We start from the raw sequence: 17,244 nt of genomic DNA, 5'->3' as shown, positions 1-17,244 counted from the left end.
CAGTCTGGAAGAGCCCGGAATGGTCAAGTTTCCGAGGGCCGAGGTGGTTCATGTCGGCGACAGGATCAGCGCGTCACACTTCATTTCGGCACGTCAGGCCGACCCTGCATCAACGCCGACGCCGACGCCGACGCCAATGGCCACGCCCACACCCACGCCCGCGACAGCAAATGTCGCGTTACCGGTGGCCGAACAGGCCAGTCATGAAGTGTTCGATGTGGCGTTGGTCAGCGCGGCGGCCCCCCCGGTAAACACCCTGCCGGTGACGACGCCGCAGAATTTGCAGACCGCCACTTACGGCAGCACGTTGAGTGGCGACAACCACAGTCGGCTCATTGCCGGTTATGGCAGTAACGAGACCGCTGGCAACCACAGTGATCTGATTGCCGGTTATGGAAGTACAGGCACCGCTGGCTCCGACAGCTCGCTGGTAGCAGGCTATGGAAGCACCCAGACCGCCGGTGGGGACAGCGCGCTGACGGCGGGTTACGGCAGCACCCAGACCGCCCGCGAGGGCAGCAACCTGACGGCCGGGTACGGCAGTACGGGAACAGCTGGCTCGGATAGTTCGTTGATCGCCGGTTACGGCAGTACTCAGACTTCCGGAGAAGACAGCTCGCTCACGGCGGGTTACGGCAGCACGCAGACGGCTCAGGAAGGCAGCAATCTCACCGCAGGGTATGGCAGCACCGGCACGGCAGGCTCGGATAGCTCGTTGATCGCCGGTTACGGCAGTACACAAACCTCGGGAGGCGACAGTTCGCTGACCGCAGGCTACGGCAGCACGCAAACGGCCCAGGAAGGTAGCAATCTCACCGCAGGTTACGGCAGCACCGGCACGGCAGGCTCGGACAGCTCGTTGATCGCCGGCTACGGCAGTACCCAGACTTCCGGGGAAGACAGCTCGCTGACGGCGGGTTACGGCAGCACGCAAACGGCCCAGGAAGGTAGCAATCTCACCGCAGGGTATGGCAGTACCGGCACTGCGGGCTCGGATAGCTCGTTGATCGCCGGCTATGGCAGTACCCAAACCTCGGGAGGCGACAGTTCGCTGACTGCGGGCTACGGCAGTACGCAGACCGCCCAGGAAGGCAGCAACCTGACCTCCGGATACGGCAGCACTGGTACTGCCGGTGCCGACAGCTCGTTGATCGCCGGCTATGGCAGCACGCAGACTTCGGGAAGTGACAGCGCCCTGACCGCAGGCTACGGCAGCACGCAAACGGCTCAGGAAGGCAGCAATCTCACCGCTGGGTATGGCAGCACCGGCACGGCAGGTTCCGACAGCTCGCTGATCGCCGGTTACGGCAGCACGCAAACCTCCGGCAGTGACAGCTCGCTCACGGCGGGTTACGGCAGTACGCAGACGGCCCAGGAAGGCAGCAATCTGACGGCGGGTTACGGCAGCACGGGTACAGCAGGTGTCGACAGTTCATTGATCGCCGGATATGGCAGCACGCAGACGTCTGGAAGTGACAGTGCGCTGACAGCGGGTTACGGCAGTACGCAGACGGCCCAGGAAGGCAGCAACCTGACGGCGGGCTACGGCAGCACTGGCACGGCAGGTGCCGACAGTTCGTTGATTGCCGGATATGGCAGCACGCAGACATCAGGCAGCGAAAGTTCGCTCACCGCAGGCTATGGCAGTACCCAGACTGCCCGCGAAGGCAGCACCCTGACGGCCGGATATGGCAGTACGGGAACAGCTGGCGCTGACAGCTCGTTGATCGCCGGTTACGGCAGCACGCAAACCTCGGGCAGTGAAAGCTCGCTCACGGCAGGTTATGGCAGTACCCAGACCGCACAGCAGGGCAGCGTACTCACCTCAGGCTATGGCAGTACGCAAACGGCCGGGGCTGCCAGTAACCTCACCACCGGCTACGGAAGTACAGGCACCGCAGGGCATGAAAGCTTCATCATCGCGGGTTACGGGAGTACACAGACAGCGGGCCACAAAAGTATCCTGACCGCTGGTTATGGCAGTACCCAGACGGCCAGGGACGGTAGCGACCTGATTGCGGGCTATGGCAGTACGGGGACCGCAGGCTCAGGCAGTTCGCTGATCGCAGGTTATGGCAGCACCCAGACCGCGAGCTACAGAAGCATGCTGACCGCCGGCTATGGCAGTACCCAGACCGCCAGAGAACACAGTGACCTTGTCACAGGCTATGGCAGCACTTCGACGGCAGGGTCAAACAGTTCGCTGATCGCCGGCTACGGCAGCACTCAGACGGCGGGCTTCAAAAGCATATTGACCGCAGGTTATGGCAGTACCCAGACGGCACAGGAGCGCAGCGACCTAGTCGCAGGCTACGGCAGCACGTCGACTGCGGGCTATTCCAGTTCCTTGATCGCCGGCTATGGCAGCACGCAGACGGCAGGCTATGGGAGCACCCTGACGACCGGTTATGGCAGTACGCAAACCGCTCAGGAAAACAGCTCGCTCACCACAGGTTACGGAAGTACCTCCACTGCGGGCTATTCCAGCTCGCTGATCGCGGGTTACGGCAGTACTCAGACGGCAGGCTACGAGAGCACGTTGACCGCCGGTTACGGCAGTACGCAAACCGCGCAGGAGCGCAGTGACCTGGTGACAGGTTATGGAAGTACTTCCACTGCGGGATATGCGAGTTCGCTGATTGCGGGTTATGGCAGCACGCAGACAGCAGGTTACGAGAGCACCTTGACCGCCGGTTACGGCAGCACGCAAACCGCACAGGAAAACAGCTCGCTCACCACCGGCTACGGAAGTACTTCCACTGCCGGCTTTGCCAGCTCGCTGATCGCCGGTTATGGCAGTACGCAGACAGCCGGCTATAAAAGTACCCTTACGGCCGGTTATGGCAGTACTCAGACCGCAGAGTACGGAAGCTCGCTCACTGCGGGCTACGGCAGCACTGCAACGGCCGGGCAGGACAGTTCATTGATAGCCGGTTATGGCAGCTCCCTGACCAGCGGAATCAGGAGTTTTCTGACCGCAGGCTATGGCAGCACGCTGATCGCCGGACTTCGCAGCGTTTTGATCGCCGGTTATGGCAGTAGTCTTACATCGGGCATTCGCAGCACATTGACTGCGGGTTATGGCAGCAACCAGATTGCAAGTTACGGCAGCTCGTTGATTGCAGGCCATGAAAGCATTCAGGTCGCCGGAAATAAAAGCATGCTGATCGCCGGCAAGGGCAGTTCGCAGACAGCGGGTTTTCGCAGCACGCTGATTGCCGGTGCGGGCAGCGTACAACTGGCGGGTGATCGCAGCAGGTTGATTGCCGGTGCAGACAGTAATCAGACCGCAGGTGACCGCAGCAAACTACTGGCCGGTAATAACAGTTATCTGACTGCCGGCGATAGAAGCAAACTGACCGGCGGACATGACTGCACCCTGATGGCGGGAGACCAAAGCAGATTGACCGCTGGTAAGAACAGTGTCTTGACGGCAGGCGCGCGTAGCAAACTTATTGGCAGTGAAGGCTCGACGCTCTCGGCGGGAGAAGACTCCACACTTATTTTCAGGCTCTGGGACGGGAAGAGGTACAGGCAACTGGTTGCCAGAACGGGTGAGAACGGTGTTGAAGCCGGTATACCGTATTACGTGAACGAAGATGACGATATTGTCGATAAACCCGACGAGGACGATGACTGGATAGAGGTCGAGTAGCCCGCGTTATTCCAGCACTCCACGACTGAATCATCGACAGGGTGCGTCGATGGAATTCGGGACATGAAGTCCCTTTATAAACTAACGACTTGTTGTTGCGTACCAGGGGGTTATGAGTGACGCAGGCAAACGCATCTTTTTTATCGTCGTGATTAGAGAAAGTTTTATTTCTTTCCATGGGCATTTTAGCGGGCGTCAACACCAATATGCGGGAGCAGCAGGCCGCTCCCACGTTATCGGTGATCGCCTCAGCCGTTATGGCAACTCGTGGCTGGCATAGAACGCGCTCAATACCTTGACCAGATGCGCCAGGTCATGGCTGCCGGCCAGTTCGCGAATCGAGTGCATGGCGAACGTCGGCAAGCCGATGTCTACCGTGCGGATACCCAGGTGGCTGGCAGTGATCGGTCCGATGGTCGAACCGCAACCCATGTCGCTGCGCACCACGAAGCTCTGCACCGGCACTTCTTCGGCCATGCACAGATGGCGGAAGAAACCGGCGGTTTCGCTGTTGGTGGCGTAACGCTGGTTGCTGTTGACCTTGATCACCGGCCCGGCGTTGAGCTTGGGACCGTGATTGGCGTCGTGCTTGTCAGCGTAGTTGGGATGAATGCCGTGGGCGTTATCGGCCGATATCAGCAGCGACTTCTGAATCGTGCGCACGTAGTCTTCGCTGCTCGGCAACAGGCGCTGGACGATCTGCTCGAGCATCGCACCGTCTGCGCCACAAGCGGAAGACGAGCCGACTTCTTCGTGATCGGTGCACACCAGCAGGGCGGTTTCGTCGCTCTCGGTGTTGAGCAGTGCCTGCATCCCGGCGAAACACGACAACAGGTTGTCCAGGCGTGCGCCTGCCAGGAAGTCCCCGTTGAGGCCGACCACGGCGGCGCCCTGGGTGTCGTAGAAACTCAGCTCGTAATCGAGCACCACATCGGCATTGAGTCCGTGTTCGCGGGCCAGTTGGTCGGTCAGCAGCGCCCGGAAGTCCGCTCGCTCGTCACCGGCAACCTGCGCCAGGATGGGCGGCAGTTCGTTTTGCGCGTTGATCGCCCAGCCTTCGTTGGCCGTGCGGTTCAGGTGAATCGCCAGATTGGGAATCACGGCGATCGGCAGTTTGAAGTCGATCAGCTGGCTTTCGACCTTGCCATCGCGGCGGAAAGTGACGCGACCGGCCAGCGACAGATCACGATCAAACCAGGGAGCCAGCAAGGCGCCGCCGTAGACTTCGACGCCCAGCTGCCAAAAACCCTGGCGTTGCAGTTCCGGTTGCGGCTTGACCCGCAGGCACGGGCTGTCGGTGTGTGCGCCGACCATGCGGATGCCGCCAGTAAGGGGCGACTGACGACCCATCCGGAAAGCGACGATAGAAGAGTCATTACGGGTGACAAAATAACGGCCCCCGGTTTCTACTGCCCACGTGTCACGTTCGTCCAGCCGCTGAAAACCTGCGGCTTCGAAGTGTTGCACGAGTGTGGCAGTGGCGTGGAAGGGGGTAGGAGAAGCCTTCAGGAAATCAATAAGGCCTTTGTTCAACTCTGCGCGCATAAATAGCTCCAGACAACAATGGCGCGAGTTTACCGTATTGGATGATTTGCTGCCTTGGGTTGCGCTTATCGCACAGCTCTCGTGCCGATGTGCTGCGTTACACAACGGTTCTACGGTGCCAGTGGGGGTGAGGCTCGACTCAAGTCACCTTTTCGCCCTTGCGGCGAGTTACTTTGACGGGCCAAAGTGAGGCGTCGCAAGGGCGCAAAGGTAACCTGAGCCGAACACCAATCCATCTGACACCACAGAACCGCTGTGTGACGCGGAGCGTCACGAACTGCATTCCCACGCGGAGCGTGGGAACGATAGTCAACGGCATGCCGGCGCGGAGCATCTGCAAGATAGTCAGCGCATCATTCAGATCAGAACGGCGCAGCACACTCGAAGGTCATTCGCTCGCCAGTCCCTGGATGCGTGAAGCTCAGCATGCTGGCATGCAGACACAGACGCGGATAGGCCGCCAGCGCTTCCGGATGCGCGTACAGACCATCACCCAACAGCGGATGCCCGATCGACAGCATGTGCACCCGCAACTGATGCGAGCGGCCAGTGATCGGCGTGAGCTCGACACGACAGTGAGTATCATGCCGCTCGACAACCTTCCAGAACGTCAGCGCGTGTTTGCCACCCTCGTGATCCACCACATGCCGGGGCTTGGTGGGCGGGTCATAGCGCAATGGCAGATCGATACTGCCGCTGTCCAGGGACGGTTGGCCCCAACACAGCGCGGTGTAGGCTTTCTCGGTTTCGCGGTCATGAAACTGACGCGACAGCTCGCGATGCGTATCGGCATCACGGGCCAGCAGAATGATGCCCGAGGTTTCCCAGTCCAGGCGATGGACGATACGCGCTTCGGGGTAACCGTTTTCCTGCAGGCGGGTAATCAGGCAATCCTTGTTATCGTCGGCACGGCCGGGAACGGAAAGCAGCAGGGTAGGCTTATCGATCACCAGAACGGCGGCGTCCTGATGAATGATGCGGATGTTCGACAACGGCATGCAACGGCCTCGAAACGCTAGAAACGCCAACGGCGGCAAGGGCGCAGCTTCCGTAGAAGTGCGCCGATACCGCCGCGAGCGACTGCCTGATCAGCGATCGGGCAGGGTGATATTGAGTTCCAGAATCGAACAGCTGCCCTGGCTTTCCAGAGCGACCTGTACCTGGTCAGACTCGATATTGACGTATTTACGGATCACTTCCACCAGCTCTTTCTGCAGCGCAGGAAGGTAGTCCGGGGTACTGCGTTGGCCGCGTTCGTGAGCAACGATGATCTGTAGACGCTCTTTCGCTACCGAGGCCGTGCTTCCTTTTTTGCGGTCACGAAAGAAGTCAAAAATATTCATTAATTACCCCCGAACAGGCGTTCAAAGAATCCTTTCTTATGCACATCCAGAAACCGGTGCTCAAGTGTTTTGCCCAACAGGCGGTCAACCGCATCGCTGTAGGCCTGACCCGCGTCGCTCTGGTCATCGAGAATGACCGGCACGCCCTGGTTGGAAGCTTTCAGTACAGCCTGGGATTCTGGGATCACGCCGAGCAGGGTAACGGCAAGGATTTCCTTGACGTCTTCCACTCCGAGCATTTCGCCCTTGCTGACGCGCTCAGGGTTGTAGCGGGTCAGCAGCAAGTGTTCCTTGATCGGGTCTTCGCCACGTTCGGCGCGACGCGATTTGCTGGCCAGCAGGCCCAGCATGCGGTCGGAATCGCGCACCGACGAGACTTCAGGGTTGGTCACGACGATGGCTTCGTCGGCGAAGTACATGGCCAGGTGAGCACCGGTTTCGATACCGGCCGGCGAATCGCAGACGATGTATTCGAAGGATTCCTTCAGTTCCATGAGGACTTTTTCAACGCCCTCCTTGGTCAGCGCTTCCTTGTCGCGGGTCTGGCTGGCGGCCAGCACGAACAGGCCTTCGATCTTCTTGTCCTTGATCAGCGCCTGTTGCAGGTTGGCTTCGCCATTGACCACGTTGACGAAGTCATACACGACCCGGCGTTCGCAACCCATGATCAGGTCGAGGTTACGCAGGCCGACGTCGAAGTCGACGATGACTGTCTTGTGGCCGCGCAGTGCGAGACCGGTACCGATGGCGGCGCTGGTGGTGGTCTTGCCCACACCACCCTTGCCGGATGTAACAACGAGAATCTTGGCCAAGGTGTATCACCCCTAGAGGAAAAGGACATTGAGTCCCTGAAGGGCATCTCTTGGCGCCGCGTCCGCCGAAGCATTCTGGAAGTCCTGGGGTCTGATTCCGGAAAGCTAGCACTAAGCTATTACTTTCGACTCATATACCCGCTGAAAAGCAGTGCTTTTCAGAACTTCCTGCCGCCTTCACGACAACTTCGCGACGAATCAGAGATGCTTTGAAAATTGCGGCAGTATCCGTTAAAGACGAATGATGTTCAACACATCACCTGACAAGCTGATCTGGACCGGCGAGCCCCATAACGGGTCCCTGCGCAAGTCCTCGGACACCTTGTATTGCCCGGCAATCGAAATCAGCTCGGCACTCAACTGCTGACAGAAGATGCGTGCCTTGGTATCGCCCTTTATTCCCGCCAGTGCCCTGCCACGCATCGGGCCGTAGACATGGATGTTTCCATCGGCGAGAAGTTCCGCACCGGGACTGACCGGCGCGACTACCACTAGGTCGCCGCCCTGGGCGTAGATCTGCTGACCGCCGCGTACTGGAGCGGTTATCACTCGGGTCGGCTTGACCAGGGGCTCGGGCGGTTTTTCCGGCATTTTTTTCGGTGCTTCGGTTTCAACCGGGTCGATCACGCGTTCACGTGCGCCGGACGGCGGCAGGACCGGGAGGTCGACGGCAATCGCTGCAGCAATGTCTTCGATACGGTTGGCGCGGATCGCCAGGGTGCGCAGGCCGTGCTGGCGACAGATACGCACCAGACCCGGGAGATCCACCGGGCCTTCGTTCGGTGCGAGTTTGTCCAGAGCCAGGATCAATGGCGTATTGCTGAAGAAGTTGGGGGCTTGTGCCACCTTGGCCGCCAACTGCCTGTCGAGCACTTCAAGGTTGGTTCGGGCCAGCTCCATCACGGTGATGGCGAGCATGCTGCCCTTGAGCTGAAATACAGGTTCCGGGTTTTGCGATTCAATCTGGCTCATGGTTGATATACACAACAGCTTGTCGCTAAAAGTGCCGAGACTTATAGCGAGAACGCCCGCGAGCCGCAAGCGGCTAGAACCGTTGTAGAATGCGCGGCCTTTGTTCTGACGGAAGCCCAAATGGATCGCCCGCGCTTTAAAGCCAGTTTCCTTCACCCCCGTTTCTGGCTGCTATGGCTGGGGCTGGGGCTCTTGTGGCTGATTATCCAATTGCCATTTCGCGTTCTGCTGGTCATCGGTCGGGCACTGGGCGCCATCATGTACCGTGTGGCCACTGATCGAAAAAAAATCGCGTCACGCAATCTGGAGCTGTGCTTCCCGCATTTGTCCGCGGCCGAGCGCAAGCGTCTGCTCAAGGCAAACTTCGCCTCCACCGGGATTGCCTTCTTCGAGATGGCCATGAGCTGGTGGTGGTCGAAAAAACGTCTGGCCAGGCTTGCCCATGTCGAAGGGCTCGAGCATTTGCAGAATGCCCAGGAAAAAGGCGAGGGCGTGATTCTGATGGCGCTGCATTTCACCACGCTGGAAATCGGCGCGGCGCTGCTAGGCCAGCAGCACACCATCGACGGCATGTATCGCGAACACAAGAGCCCGCTGTTCAACTTCGTCCAGCGTCGCGGGCGCGAGCGCCATAACCTTGATTCACTGGCTGTCGAGCGAGACGACGTGCGCGGCATGCTCAAGTTGCTGCGCGCCGGCCGGGCGATCTGGTACGCGCCGGATCAGGACTATGGCGCCAAGCAGAGTATTTTTGTGCCGCTGTTCGGCATCCAGGCCGCGACCGTGACCGCCACCAGCAAGTTCGCCCGCCTGGGCCGTGCGCAGGTCGTGCCCTTCACTCAGCGGCGTCTGGCAGATGGCAGCGGTTACCGGCTGGTGATTCATCCGCCGCTGGACAACTTTCCGGGTGAGAGCGATGAAGCGGATTGCCTGCGCATCAACCAATGGGTAGAAAAGGCCGTCACTGAATGCCCCGAACAGTATCTTTGGGCCCATCGACGCTTTAAAAGTCGACCAGCCGGTGAACAGAAGCTATATGAGAAGCGTAGATAAAAAGCGTCGTTGATCACCGAGGTCAGTCGTAGATGCAGGATCGCGCAGTAACGAGCAGTGCAGTAAGTGATGTCGAGCCTGTAACCGGGTTGATATTGTCGGGTGGCGGGGCGCGTGCGGCCTATCAGGTCGGCGTGCTGGCAGGCATTGCCGACCTGCTGCCGCCTGGTTCGCCCAATCCCTTTCCGGTTATCGTCGGTACGTCGGCTGGCGCGATCAATGCGGTCAAGCTGGCCAGCGGCGCGCTGCATTTTCGAATCGCCATTCATCAATTGACCGAATTCTGGCAGTCGTTTCGCAGCCATCAGGTGCTGCGCAGCGACTGGTCCGGGGTGATTCATCAGGCCAGCCGTTTTTTCGGTCGCAGCCTGCTGGGTTTCGGACGCAATATCCCGGTCGCCTTGCTCAACAGTTCGCCCCTGCGTGATCTGCTCAATGAGCGGCTGGACCTGTCCGGAATCGAAGCGGCCATCGACGCCCATCATTTGCGTGCAGTGGCGGTGACGGCCTTCGGTTACGAATCGGGTCAGGCGGTCACGTTCTATCAGGGCCGCGGTACGATCGAACCCTGGCTGCGCCATCGCCGTATCGGCCGTCCGACGCAACTGACCGTGGATCACTTGCTCGCCAGCTCAGCCATTCCCTTGCTGTTCGCCCCCGTGATGCTGGACGAGGAATACTTTGGCGACGGGGCCGTGCGCCAGTCGGCACCGATCAGCCCGGCGCTGCATCTGGGCGCCAATCGTGTGCTGGTGGTCGGCGTCAGCGGCAACCCGCGCGGCCTCAAAATAGAAAGACCTGCCCCCCGCGCGCCCCGCGGCGTTCAGCCCAGCCTGGCGCAGATCAGCGGCCACATGCTCAACAGCACCTTCATCGACAATCTGGAAAGCGATATCGAGCTGCTGGAACGCTTGAACACCGCCAGTGCGTTGCTGCCCGAGGATCAGGTTCGGCAGCCGGGCATGGAGCCGGTGGAAGTGCTGGTGATTTCGCCGAGCCGTCCGCTGGATGAAATCGCGGCCCGTCACCGCCGCGAACTGCCCCCCGCACTGCGCACGTTTCTGCGCGGGCCGGGCGCGACCAAGAGCAGCGGCGCCAGTGTGCTGAGCTATCTTCTGTTCGAGTCAGGTTATTGCAGCGAATTGATCGAACTGGGTCGTCACGATGCGATTGCTCAGGGTGCCGAGCTGAAGCGCTTTTTGCGTCTGACCTGACGTCGCTACGGCAGGGGCGATCCCTGCCGTAGCACGTGCTGTCATCTCACTCTGCGTACTTGCAACTGACCGCACGGCGGACCGCTCAGTTGCTCCCCGGTTTCGAGACTGAACACCGAAAAGTGCAGGGGACAGGTGATCGACCGGCGTTTCTCGTTGACCACTCCATGCTCCGGCCATCCTTCACGATGCGGGCAACTGCTTGGTATCAGGTATTGTTCCTGGCCGATGTTTACGGTGAACGTGTCGGGACGACGAAACTCAGCAGGCTCGTTCAAGGCTGACCTCCTTGTTGAAGTGTTTGAGCCGACGGGCTTTATCTACCGCCAGGTCGAACGCCAGGTTGGTGATCTCGCGTCCCATGCAGATGCCCCGCCAGGCTTTTACCGGATCCAGATCCCCATTGACGTCCATGGCTTTGAGCAGGCGCTGTCCCTCGATGGCGTGGAAAACGTCGATATGAACGTGCTCTGAATAGCAGGTATGAGCCTTGATGTGCAAGCGCTCGCAAAGCTGCGTGTAGCACTCGAAAAAGAACGGCACCACGGTCTCGAAGTAAGTGATGACTCCGGCGAACCATGACGCATCGTCCGCCCGCATCGCCAGCCAGCAGAACATATTGGGAAAGTTGAAACCGGCGCTGGAGTTGGCATCTACGTAAAACTGCAGGTCCAGCGGCATTTCCAGTTCGCGCAACAGGTCCTGATAGAGCGTGGTATGCGAGCGCTTGAGGTTTCCCGAACCGAACTCGTCGATCATCATGCGCAGCATGGGCATCTGTGCGGGAAGGCTGAGCCTGGGCATCAGGTGATAGAACACCTGTGCTTCGGTCAGACCATCCAGCGCAAACTCCTGAACCAGAATCCGGAATTCGTCGAGCGTCATGTCGTTGGCGACATACTGTGCGCTGGGCGGTACTTCGCTGCTCTCCTGTTCGACCAGCTCGGTCAGCATCCTGCGCAGACCAGCAAGATCATCAGGCGCATCTGCCGTCATGCTGCGTTCGATGGCATCGTCGATCCAGCGTTGCTCGAACGCCAGAATCTCCGGTGGAATAGGCACCAGCTTTTCGATAAGCGCACGGTTGGCCAGAAACAGTTGCTTGTGCAGGTCTTTCATCAGGCAGCCTCCTCGGTCACGACTCGTTCGCTGTTGATCACGCCCCTGGCTTTGAGCTCGCGCTTGATATGCGCGTACCAGTCCGGGGCATTGAGCAGATAACGCTGGTTAAGCATTGCGACTTCGTCGCTGAGTGCGGGCTGTTGCCGGGTAGCCGCTGTCCGGCACAGCAGCGGTTCCAGATTGGCCAGCGAAACCACATTGCCGTCGGACTCCAGGTCTTTGGCCAGTTGCATTTCCCAGCCGATGAAGTAGTCGACGCCCTCCTGCCGGATGGCATCTACCTGAGCCTGCGGGCGAGACATCGAGGGCGAGTCCTTCAAACCAATGACTCTGGGTAACTGCGCGATGGCCTTGAGGGTGTCGAAGGACTTTTCGTTGCCCGACAGGGCGGCCTCGTTGTACATGAAGATATCTAGGTGCGTCGCGTCATGAATGGTCTGGTAATGCTCGATGATCGCCTGCTGGCTGATACCGGGCGTCAAGGGTGAGGTGAACATCACTGCTCGAGCACCGGCAACCTCAGCCAGGCGGGCAAAGTCCAGCACCTCTTGCGTAGAGTGGCGTTCAATCCCGGCGATGACGCTGCGGTCGCCCGCGTGCCTGAGGGTCAGCCTCAGCATCTGCAGCCATTGCTGACGTGACAGCCGCCAGCCCTCGCCGGAGGTCAGGCACGGAATGTAGCCGTCGACATGCGGCGCGAGGCTGCCCAAAAGGCGTTCGAGACTGGCTTCGCAGACCTGATCCTGCTCGTTCAGAGGCGTTATCAGGGGCACCAGAATGCTCTTACCAGACATGTTGAAAGTCCTCGTTGCGGATCACCATGGCGCAGGACTGGTCATAGAGACGCTGCAGCGTCTCCGGAAACGTCTGTCGTCGAATGGCGCTTTCGAATGGCTGGAGGAAAGGCTGCAGGACTTGCAGGCGCAGCAACTCCAGATCGTGGGTATAAAACGGGATTTCCTGCTCCAGTACCTGAGCCGCCAGCAGTTTCTTGTCGGCTGGCAGGCCCTTGAACTGCGTCTCACCCGCTGCGCGCTGGAGCACTTGTTCGCTATAGCCCTGACGCTGGATCGCCATGTCGGTATGCAAAACATCCATGAACGGGTAATAGGCGTCCTGCAAGGCACGGCCTTTTTTCCAGATGATTGCGTCGCAAATACCTATCTGGGCGAAATTCATCTGCACGCTGCTCTCGTAGAACCGGGAGAAGAACCCCAGGGATTTGTCACGCACGCCCGGATCGGCATGGTGCATGCCCATGAAAACGGTCGCATCGATCATCGGCAGGTCGAAGTCAGACATGAACGTTCTCCAGTGCCTGCGCAATTGCCTGAACGGCGGCCTCGAATTCGTCCGGTTTGCGTGCCAGTGCCAGGCGTATGTAGCGCTGGCCTTTTTCCGGCTGGCTCCAGTAGAAATACTTGCCGGGCAGCACGTAGACGTCTGATTGCAACAGGTAAGCCTGCAAGTCATCGGCGTTTACGCTGGCGGGCAGGATCTCGAACCACGCCACGCTGGTATCGATCATCGGTTGCACATACTTCAAGACCTTGCCCTCAAGACAGGCCCGCGCTTTGCTGCGGTTGATGTCCAGCACCGAGCGCACGGAGTCGAAGTCATCGTCGTTGCTGTCCTCGATGTAACGGGTCACGACGTTGAGGATGAACGGCGAGACATTCAGCAGGACGCTGGTGACGATGCTGTAGATATCGGCGTTGATGTCGCGGCTGGCCATGAGTGTTGCGCATTTGGTGTCCTGCAGGGGCCAGGTCTTGCCAGTGTCTTCCATGACCAGGTACTGAGTGCCGATGTCGTCGAGAATCGCGTAGGCATCCACGCGATGCTTGCCGGCGGCCTTGAAGAACGAGGCGAAACAGAAATCGAGGATCAGCAGCTTGTTGTAGTCCCGGCAGTAGCGGGCCACTTCGACAAACGTGTCCGGCCCCTCGGCAAACAGGCTGGAACCTGTCGGGTTGTTGGGATCGACCAGAAAGATCGCATCCAGTCCGATGGCGGCCTTCTGCAACTTTGCGTACACCTCGGTCGATGACGTGAACAGGCTTTCATCCAGGGCCGACATGGGCACTTCGATATGTTTCAACAGGTCATGCAGGTTGTCGAAGCAGGGCTCGATCAGCCCGACACTCATGTTCTTTTTGCGCAAATAGGTTGCGGTGATATGCATGGCGATGGACGCTGCGTAGACGAGATAGATTTCGTCGTGGCGCTTCAACGCATGGTGCTGGCCGTGGAAGGTGAAGAAGGCCTGAATGAATGCCTGTTCACTCTGATATTGGGTCTGGTTCTGTGCCCGATACCACAGCTCGGGCAGGCTGGCGACGATCATGCGCTGGGTCTCGCTCTGATCCTGATGCGTGTGGGCATCGGCCAGATTGAAGCGGGTCTTGAGGGCAGAAATTTCGTGTTGAGTAATATCGTCCAGAACAGGAACTGCGCTCAACGTGTCGATACCGGCATATAGACTATTCATACCATTATCCCTGTGGCGTCATTATTGTTTGGGAAGTCGCCGTCCTGGATAGCCAGAACGCTGGAACAGATTTCCTTATTTTTGGCAAAAATAACACTGTACCTAAGTGCACACTGTTGAGCGTTAGTGTTTCAAAGTGTTGACCTGTTCTTAAGTACAGTAGATTTACTTATTTAAATACGTGATGCTTTACGCTGGTTGCGTCGGGTGGGGTTTATTATGTCGAGCGGGTTTGAATTTCAGGTAGCCAGTTATAGTCAGGTGCCCGTCACGTTGCTGGAAACGCTGTACGCGCTGCGCAAGAAGATCTTTTCGGATCGCCTTGAATGGAAGGTTCGCGTCAGTCATGCGTTCGAGTTCGATGAGTACGACAGTACCGCTGCGACTTACCTGATAGGCCGTTGGAATGGGGTCCCGCTGGCCGGGCTTCGGCTGATCAATACCTGCGACCCGTACATGCTGGATGGGCCATTTCGCAGCTTTTTCGACTATACGGCGCCCAGAAATGCTGCCATGGCAGAGTCGAGCCGGTTCTTTGTCGACACGGAGCGTGCCCGGTCGCTGGGTATTCTGCACGCGCCACTGACTGAAATGCTGCTGTTCTCGATGCACAATCACGCAACCTCGGCGGGTCTGCAATCCATCATTACGGTGGTCAGCAAGGCGATGGCGCGGATCGTGCGCAAGTGCGGGTGGGAGTACCATGTTCTGGCAACGGGGGAGGCTTCGCCAGGCGAGACGGTATTGTTGCTGGACATGCCTGTAAACGCCGACAACCATCAACGGCTGCTCGGCAGCATTGCCCTCAGGCACTCTGTCACGGACGGCTTGCTGCGCTGGCCGACGCCGCTCGATGCGTCGGTATCGTTGCAGCAAGCACGCATGGACAGCGCAGCCTGAGTCAGACCATTCCCATATTGATGGCTTTGTACACGGCCTGTTTGGCGGTGCGCACTTCGAGTTTGCTGGAAACGTTGGACATGTGAAATTTCACCGTGCGTTCCGAAATGGAAAATATCTCGGCGATTTCGCTGTATGCCTTGCCCATGGCCACCCATTTCAGCACGCCTATCTCGCGGCTGGACAACTTGCACTGCGCGGGTTGCGGAAAGAGTTCGTGGGGCGCCTGGGTCTTGGTCAAACGATCATGGAAGCGGATGAGGCTCATCTGGATATCAGCGGCCTTGTCGCGGATTCGCTGATCGAAGTCGGTCTGTTGCCTGGCATTGCAAAGACTCAGCGCGGCGAAAAGCCCACTGGCATCGTGCAGGGTGAAAGTGGCCCCGGAGGACAGCTGGTATTTGGCCGAGCGCTTCAGGAAATCATCGGTTTCGACGCCCTGAATGGCATGTCGGGCTTCTCTCCAGAAAAATGGCGTAATGCTATGCCAGGCATGTTTGATGATGGGATCAATAAGGTGATAGTTGGAGGCAATATACGATTTCAACCACGAATCAGGATAATTGGACAGGATGACCGGTTTGACAGTGCGTGTCTTTGGGCTGGAAAAGTAGGCATAGGTGAAATCGCCAATACGATGCAGGTCGTTTTCAAAGTCTTCAATCAGTTGACGCAGAGGAGCAGGGGCTCCGTTGATCTTTAAGGGCGGGCAGTCAAGTTGGTTGTGCACGGTACGAACCTCCATGTAATACCTTGTTTATTGTTTGTTTGCGGCCTGGCCGTATTCATTATCCTCATTTGTACTTTCAGCCGTACATGAAAACATGGACGGCGTGTGTCTTTTGTTTTTGAACAAGGGCTTGGCCGTTGAAAATAATACACTCATCGACCTGCCGAGCTGCGAACGCATGTGTGTTCGGGTACTGGCCATCGCCCTACGGTAAGGCGGGCCAGTGATTTTTATTGCGATTGCAATCATATTCTTGGTTCCATCAAGGTGCAAGGATGCTTGTCCGACAGCAAGGAGTAGTGATGAACAGCGCAAATAGCCACTCGTTGGCACCTCAGACCCGATCCGCGGCGTTGGCCTGCATGGAAAAGATTCAGGCGGTTGCGGGGCTTGCACTGCGTGGGTGCTGTTCGCCCCTGTTTGCGATGGCCGATATCGTCGAACGCCTGACCAGAGATCCGTCCACCTCGCGGCGGATATCGGTGGTGCGGGCCAGCAAGCATATGTCATGCGGGCAGGAATGCTTGCTTGCCAGCGCCTGGCCCATGAGATTTGCTACGCAGGCCGGGGCGGCAGAGTTGCCGCTGATTTACATGACCAGCAGCGAAACGTCCGCCGAGTTGAGCGCGCTGGCGTCGGAGTCGTTCCAGCGGGGCATCTTCTGCAATGACATCGAGACGCTGCCGTCACGCTGGCCCAAGGGTGCTCATCCCTGGTTGCCGCTGTGGCTGCTGTCGAACCGCAAGTGCCAGCCGTTCGATCCTGCGGATGCTGCCGAAGCGCGGGCGATCACACTGCACGCCCTGCACAGTCTGTATGTCGAAGGCCGTAGCGGTTTCTACTACATGGCGTTGCACGACGAATCCAATGAGGAAGTCAGTGAACTGAGTGAGGCTCAGGCGGTGGCGGCTGTACAAGGCATGTACCGGATTAGCGACGCCGTTTGCAGTCATGAAGGTCGTCGCGTACGCCTTCTGGGGGCGGGCCTGGCGCTGCGCTCGGTACGCCAGGCTGCCTGCCTGCTCCGGGAACACTGGGACGTCGATTGCGAAATCTGGAGCTGCCCCAGCTATACCCGAGTCGCGCGTGATGCCGAAGCCGCGCGACGCTGGAACCGTTTCCACCCCACGCAACCCGCACGATCCTGGCATCTGCGTGATTGCCTTGGCGAAGAGCAGGATGCTGTGGTGGCCGTCACCGGCTACCCGCAGGCCGTGGTTGAACAGCTGCGTGAGCATGTTCCGGGGCGGTTCGTCGGGCTGGGTGCCGATTCCGCGGCCCCGCAGGATACGTCTGCAACCAGTGCGAAGTGGATCGTCATACAGGCCCTGACGGCGCTTGCGGAAGGCGGGCAATTGGGCTACGAGCCGCTGAAACTCGCCTTGCAACGCTATCAATTCGTCTGAT

Annotated in this window: 16 protein-coding genes; 5 read left to right on the top strand and 11 right to left on the bottom strand. The window is 58.8% G+C overall.

Features of this window, described 5'->3' with window-relative positions; translation table 11 throughout:
- Positions 1–136: 136 nt before the first annotated feature.
- Positions 137–3,655: an Ice nucleation protein gene (locus P406_RS24995; protein ID WP_442439554.1), complete on the top strand. Its 3,519-nt coding sequence runs from the start codon at positions 137–139 to the stop codon at positions 3,653–3,655.
- A gap of 255 nt (positions 3,656–3,910) precedes the next feature.
- Here P406_RS24995 and P406_RS24990 read toward each other — a convergent pair whose 3' ends face one another.
- From P406_RS24990 to minC, 5 genes are all read right to left on the bottom strand, one after another.
- Positions 3,911–5,200: a M18 family aminopeptidase gene (locus tag P406_RS24990; RefSeq protein WP_003368366.1), complete on the bottom strand. Its 1,290-nt coding sequence runs from the start codon at positions 5,198–5,200 to the stop codon at positions 3,911–3,913.
- 362 nt (positions 5,201–5,562) lie between these two features.
- On the bottom strand, positions 5,563–6,198 hold the full coding sequence (locus P406_RS24985; RefSeq protein WP_003317452.1) for an RluA family pseudouridine synthase: 636 nt from the start codon (positions 6,196–6,198) through the stop codon (positions 5,563–5,565).
- Positions 6,199–6,288: 90 nt separating this feature from the next.
- Positions 6,289–6,543, bottom strand: a complete 255-nt coding sequence (gene minE, locus P406_RS24980; protein ID WP_003317453.1) for a cell division topological specificity factor MinE — start codon at positions 6,541–6,543, stop codon at positions 6,289–6,291.
- Positions 6,543–7,355, bottom strand: coding sequence for a septum site-determining protein MinD (minD, locus tag P406_RS24975; protein ID WP_003317454.1), 813 nt, complete (start codon positions 7,353–7,355; stop codon positions 6,543–6,545). Before minD ends, minE begins: the two co-directional genes overlap by 1 nt.
- Positions 7,356–7,586: 231 nt before the next feature.
- On the bottom strand, positions 7,587–8,327 hold the full coding sequence (gene minC / locus P406_RS24970; protein WP_046237676.1) for a septum site-determining protein MinC: 741 nt from the start codon (positions 8,325–8,327) through the stop codon (positions 7,587–7,589).
- A 120-nt stretch (positions 8,328–8,447) separates the two neighbouring features.
- Between minC and P406_RS24965 the strand changes: the two genes are divergently transcribed.
- Entirely contained in the window at positions 8,448–9,380 is a 933-nt protein-coding gene (locus P406_RS24965) for a lipid A biosynthesis lauroyl acyltransferase (RefSeq protein WP_046237675.1), read from the top strand.
- Between the two features lie 32 nt (positions 9,381–9,412).
- Positions 9,413–10,594 (top strand): patatin-like phospholipase family protein, encoded by a 1,182-nt coding sequence (locus P406_RS24960; protein ID WP_046237674.1) that lies wholly within the window; start codon positions 9,413–9,415, stop codon positions 10,592–10,594.
- A gap of 41 nt (positions 10,595–10,635) precedes the next feature.
- On the opposite strand, the gene P406_RS28380 is transcribed toward P406_RS24960, so the two are convergent.
- The 5 genes from P406_RS28380 to P406_RS24940 are packed head-to-tail and all read right to left on the bottom strand — an operon-like array spanning position 10,636 to position 14,207.
- Positions 10,636–10,872, bottom strand: coding sequence for a Rieske (2Fe-2S) protein (locus P406_RS28380; protein ID WP_082100958.1), 237 nt, complete (start codon positions 10,870–10,872; stop codon positions 10,636–10,638).
- Positions 10,856–11,713, bottom strand: coding sequence for an iron-containing redox enzyme family protein (locus tag P406_RS24955; protein ID WP_046237673.1), 858 nt, complete (start codon positions 11,711–11,713; stop codon positions 10,856–10,858). The genes P406_RS28380 and P406_RS24955 overlap by 17 nt, the downstream gene beginning before the upstream one ends.
- A complete protein-coding gene (locus tag P406_RS24950) occupies positions 11,713–12,510 on the bottom strand; it encodes a dihydrodipicolinate synthase family protein (RefSeq protein ID WP_046237672.1) in 798 nt (265 codons plus the stop codon). The genes P406_RS24955 and P406_RS24950 overlap by 1 nt, the downstream gene beginning before the upstream one ends.
- Positions 12,500–13,018: a DUF6190 family protein gene (locus P406_RS24945; protein WP_003415657.1), complete on the bottom strand. Its 519-nt coding sequence runs from the start codon at positions 13,016–13,018 to the stop codon at positions 12,500–12,502. The genes P406_RS24950 and P406_RS24945 overlap by 11 nt, the downstream gene beginning before the upstream one ends.
- Positions 13,011–14,207, bottom strand: coding sequence for an aminotransferase class I/II-fold pyridoxal phosphate-dependent enzyme (locus P406_RS24940; protein ID WP_046237671.1), 1,197 nt, complete (start codon positions 14,205–14,207; stop codon positions 13,011–13,013). Before P406_RS24940 ends, P406_RS24945 begins: the two co-directional genes overlap by 8 nt.
- Before the next feature lie 219 nt (positions 14,208–14,426).
- Between P406_RS24940 and P406_RS24935 the strand changes: the two genes are divergently transcribed.
- Positions 14,427–15,107, top strand: a complete 681-nt coding sequence (locus P406_RS24935) for an acyl-homoserine-lactone synthase (RefSeq protein WP_046237670.1) — start codon at positions 14,427–14,429, stop codon at positions 15,105–15,107.
- A 1-nt stretch (position 15,108) separates the two neighbouring features.
- Here P406_RS24935 and P406_RS24930 read toward each other — a convergent pair whose 3' ends face one another.
- A complete protein-coding gene (locus tag P406_RS24930; RefSeq protein ID WP_003409569.1) occupies positions 15,109–15,852 on the bottom strand; it encodes a helix-turn-helix transcriptional regulator in 744 nt (247 codons plus the stop codon).
- 287 nt (positions 15,853–16,139) lie between these two features.
- On the opposite strand from P406_RS24930, the gene P406_RS24925 reads away from it, so the two are divergent.
- Positions 16,140–17,243 (top strand): transketolase-like TK C-terminal-containing protein, encoded by a 1,104-nt coding sequence (locus tag P406_RS24925; RefSeq protein ID WP_046237669.1) that lies wholly within the window; start codon positions 16,140–16,142, stop codon positions 17,241–17,243.
- The last annotated feature ends 1 nt before the right edge of the window (position 17,244 follow it).

Origin of the sequence: Pseudomonas syringae pv. coryli str. NCPPB 4273, assembly GCF_000972175.1 — a bacterium.
Classification (GTDB): Bacteria; Pseudomonadota; Gammaproteobacteria; order Pseudomonadales; family Pseudomonadaceae; genus Aquipseudomonas; species Aquipseudomonas syringae.
Note: the sequence above shows the minus strand (reverse complement) of the source record. Positions and strands in the feature narration are given on the sequence as shown.

Bases quoted from the DNA above. Each gene is read 5' to 3' on its own strand.
- P406_RS24995 (WP_442439554.1), top strand. From the start codon at position 137: ATGGCCACGCCCACACCCACGCCCGCGACAGCAAATGTCGCGTTACCG.
- P406_RS24990 (WP_003368366.1), bottom strand. From the start codon at position 5,200: ATGCGCGCAGAGTTGAACAAAGGCCTTATTGATTTCCTGAAGGCTTCT.
- P406_RS24985 (WP_003317452.1), bottom strand. From the start codon at position 6,198: ATGCCGTTGTCGAACATCCGCATCATTCATCAGGACGCCGCCGTTCTG.
- minE (WP_003317453.1), bottom strand. From the start codon at position 6,543: ATGAATATTTTTGACTTCTTTCGTGACCGCAAAAAAGGAAGCACGGCC.
- minC (WP_046237676.1), bottom strand. From the start codon at position 8,327: ATGAGCCAGATTGAATCGCAAAACCCGGAACCTGTATTTCAGCTCAAG.
- P406_RS24965 (WP_046237675.1), top strand. From the start codon at position 8,448: ATGGATCGCCCGCGCTTTAAAGCCAGTTTCCTTCACCCCCGTTTCTGG.
- P406_RS24960 (WP_046237674.1), top strand. From the start codon at position 9,413: ATGCAGGATCGCGCAGTAACGAGCAGTGCAGTAAGTGATGTCGAGCCT.
- P406_RS24955 (WP_046237673.1), bottom strand. From the start codon at position 11,713: ATGAAAGACCTGCACAAGCAACTGTTTCTGGCCAACCGTGCGCTTATC.
- P406_RS24950 (WP_046237672.1), bottom strand. From the start codon at position 12,510: ATGTCTGGTAAGAGCATTCTGGTGCCCCTGATAACGCCTCTGAACGAG.
- P406_RS24945 (WP_003415657.1), bottom strand. From the start codon at position 13,018: ATGTCTGACTTCGACCTGCCGATGATCGATGCGACCGTTTTCATGGGC.
- P406_RS24940 (WP_046237671.1), bottom strand. From the start codon at position 14,207: ATGAATAGTCTATATGCCGGTATCGACACGTTGAGCGCAGTTCCTGTT.
- P406_RS24935 (WP_046237670.1), top strand. From the start codon at position 14,427: ATGTCGAGCGGGTTTGAATTTCAGGTAGCCAGTTATAGTCAGGTGCCC.
- P406_RS24930 (WP_003409569.1), bottom strand. From the start codon at position 15,852: ATGGAGGTTCGTACCGTGCACAACCAACTTGACTGCCCGCCCTTAAAG.
- P406_RS24925 (WP_046237669.1), top strand. From the start codon at position 16,140: ATGAACAGCGCAAATAGCCACTCGTTGGCACCTCAGACCCGATCCGCG.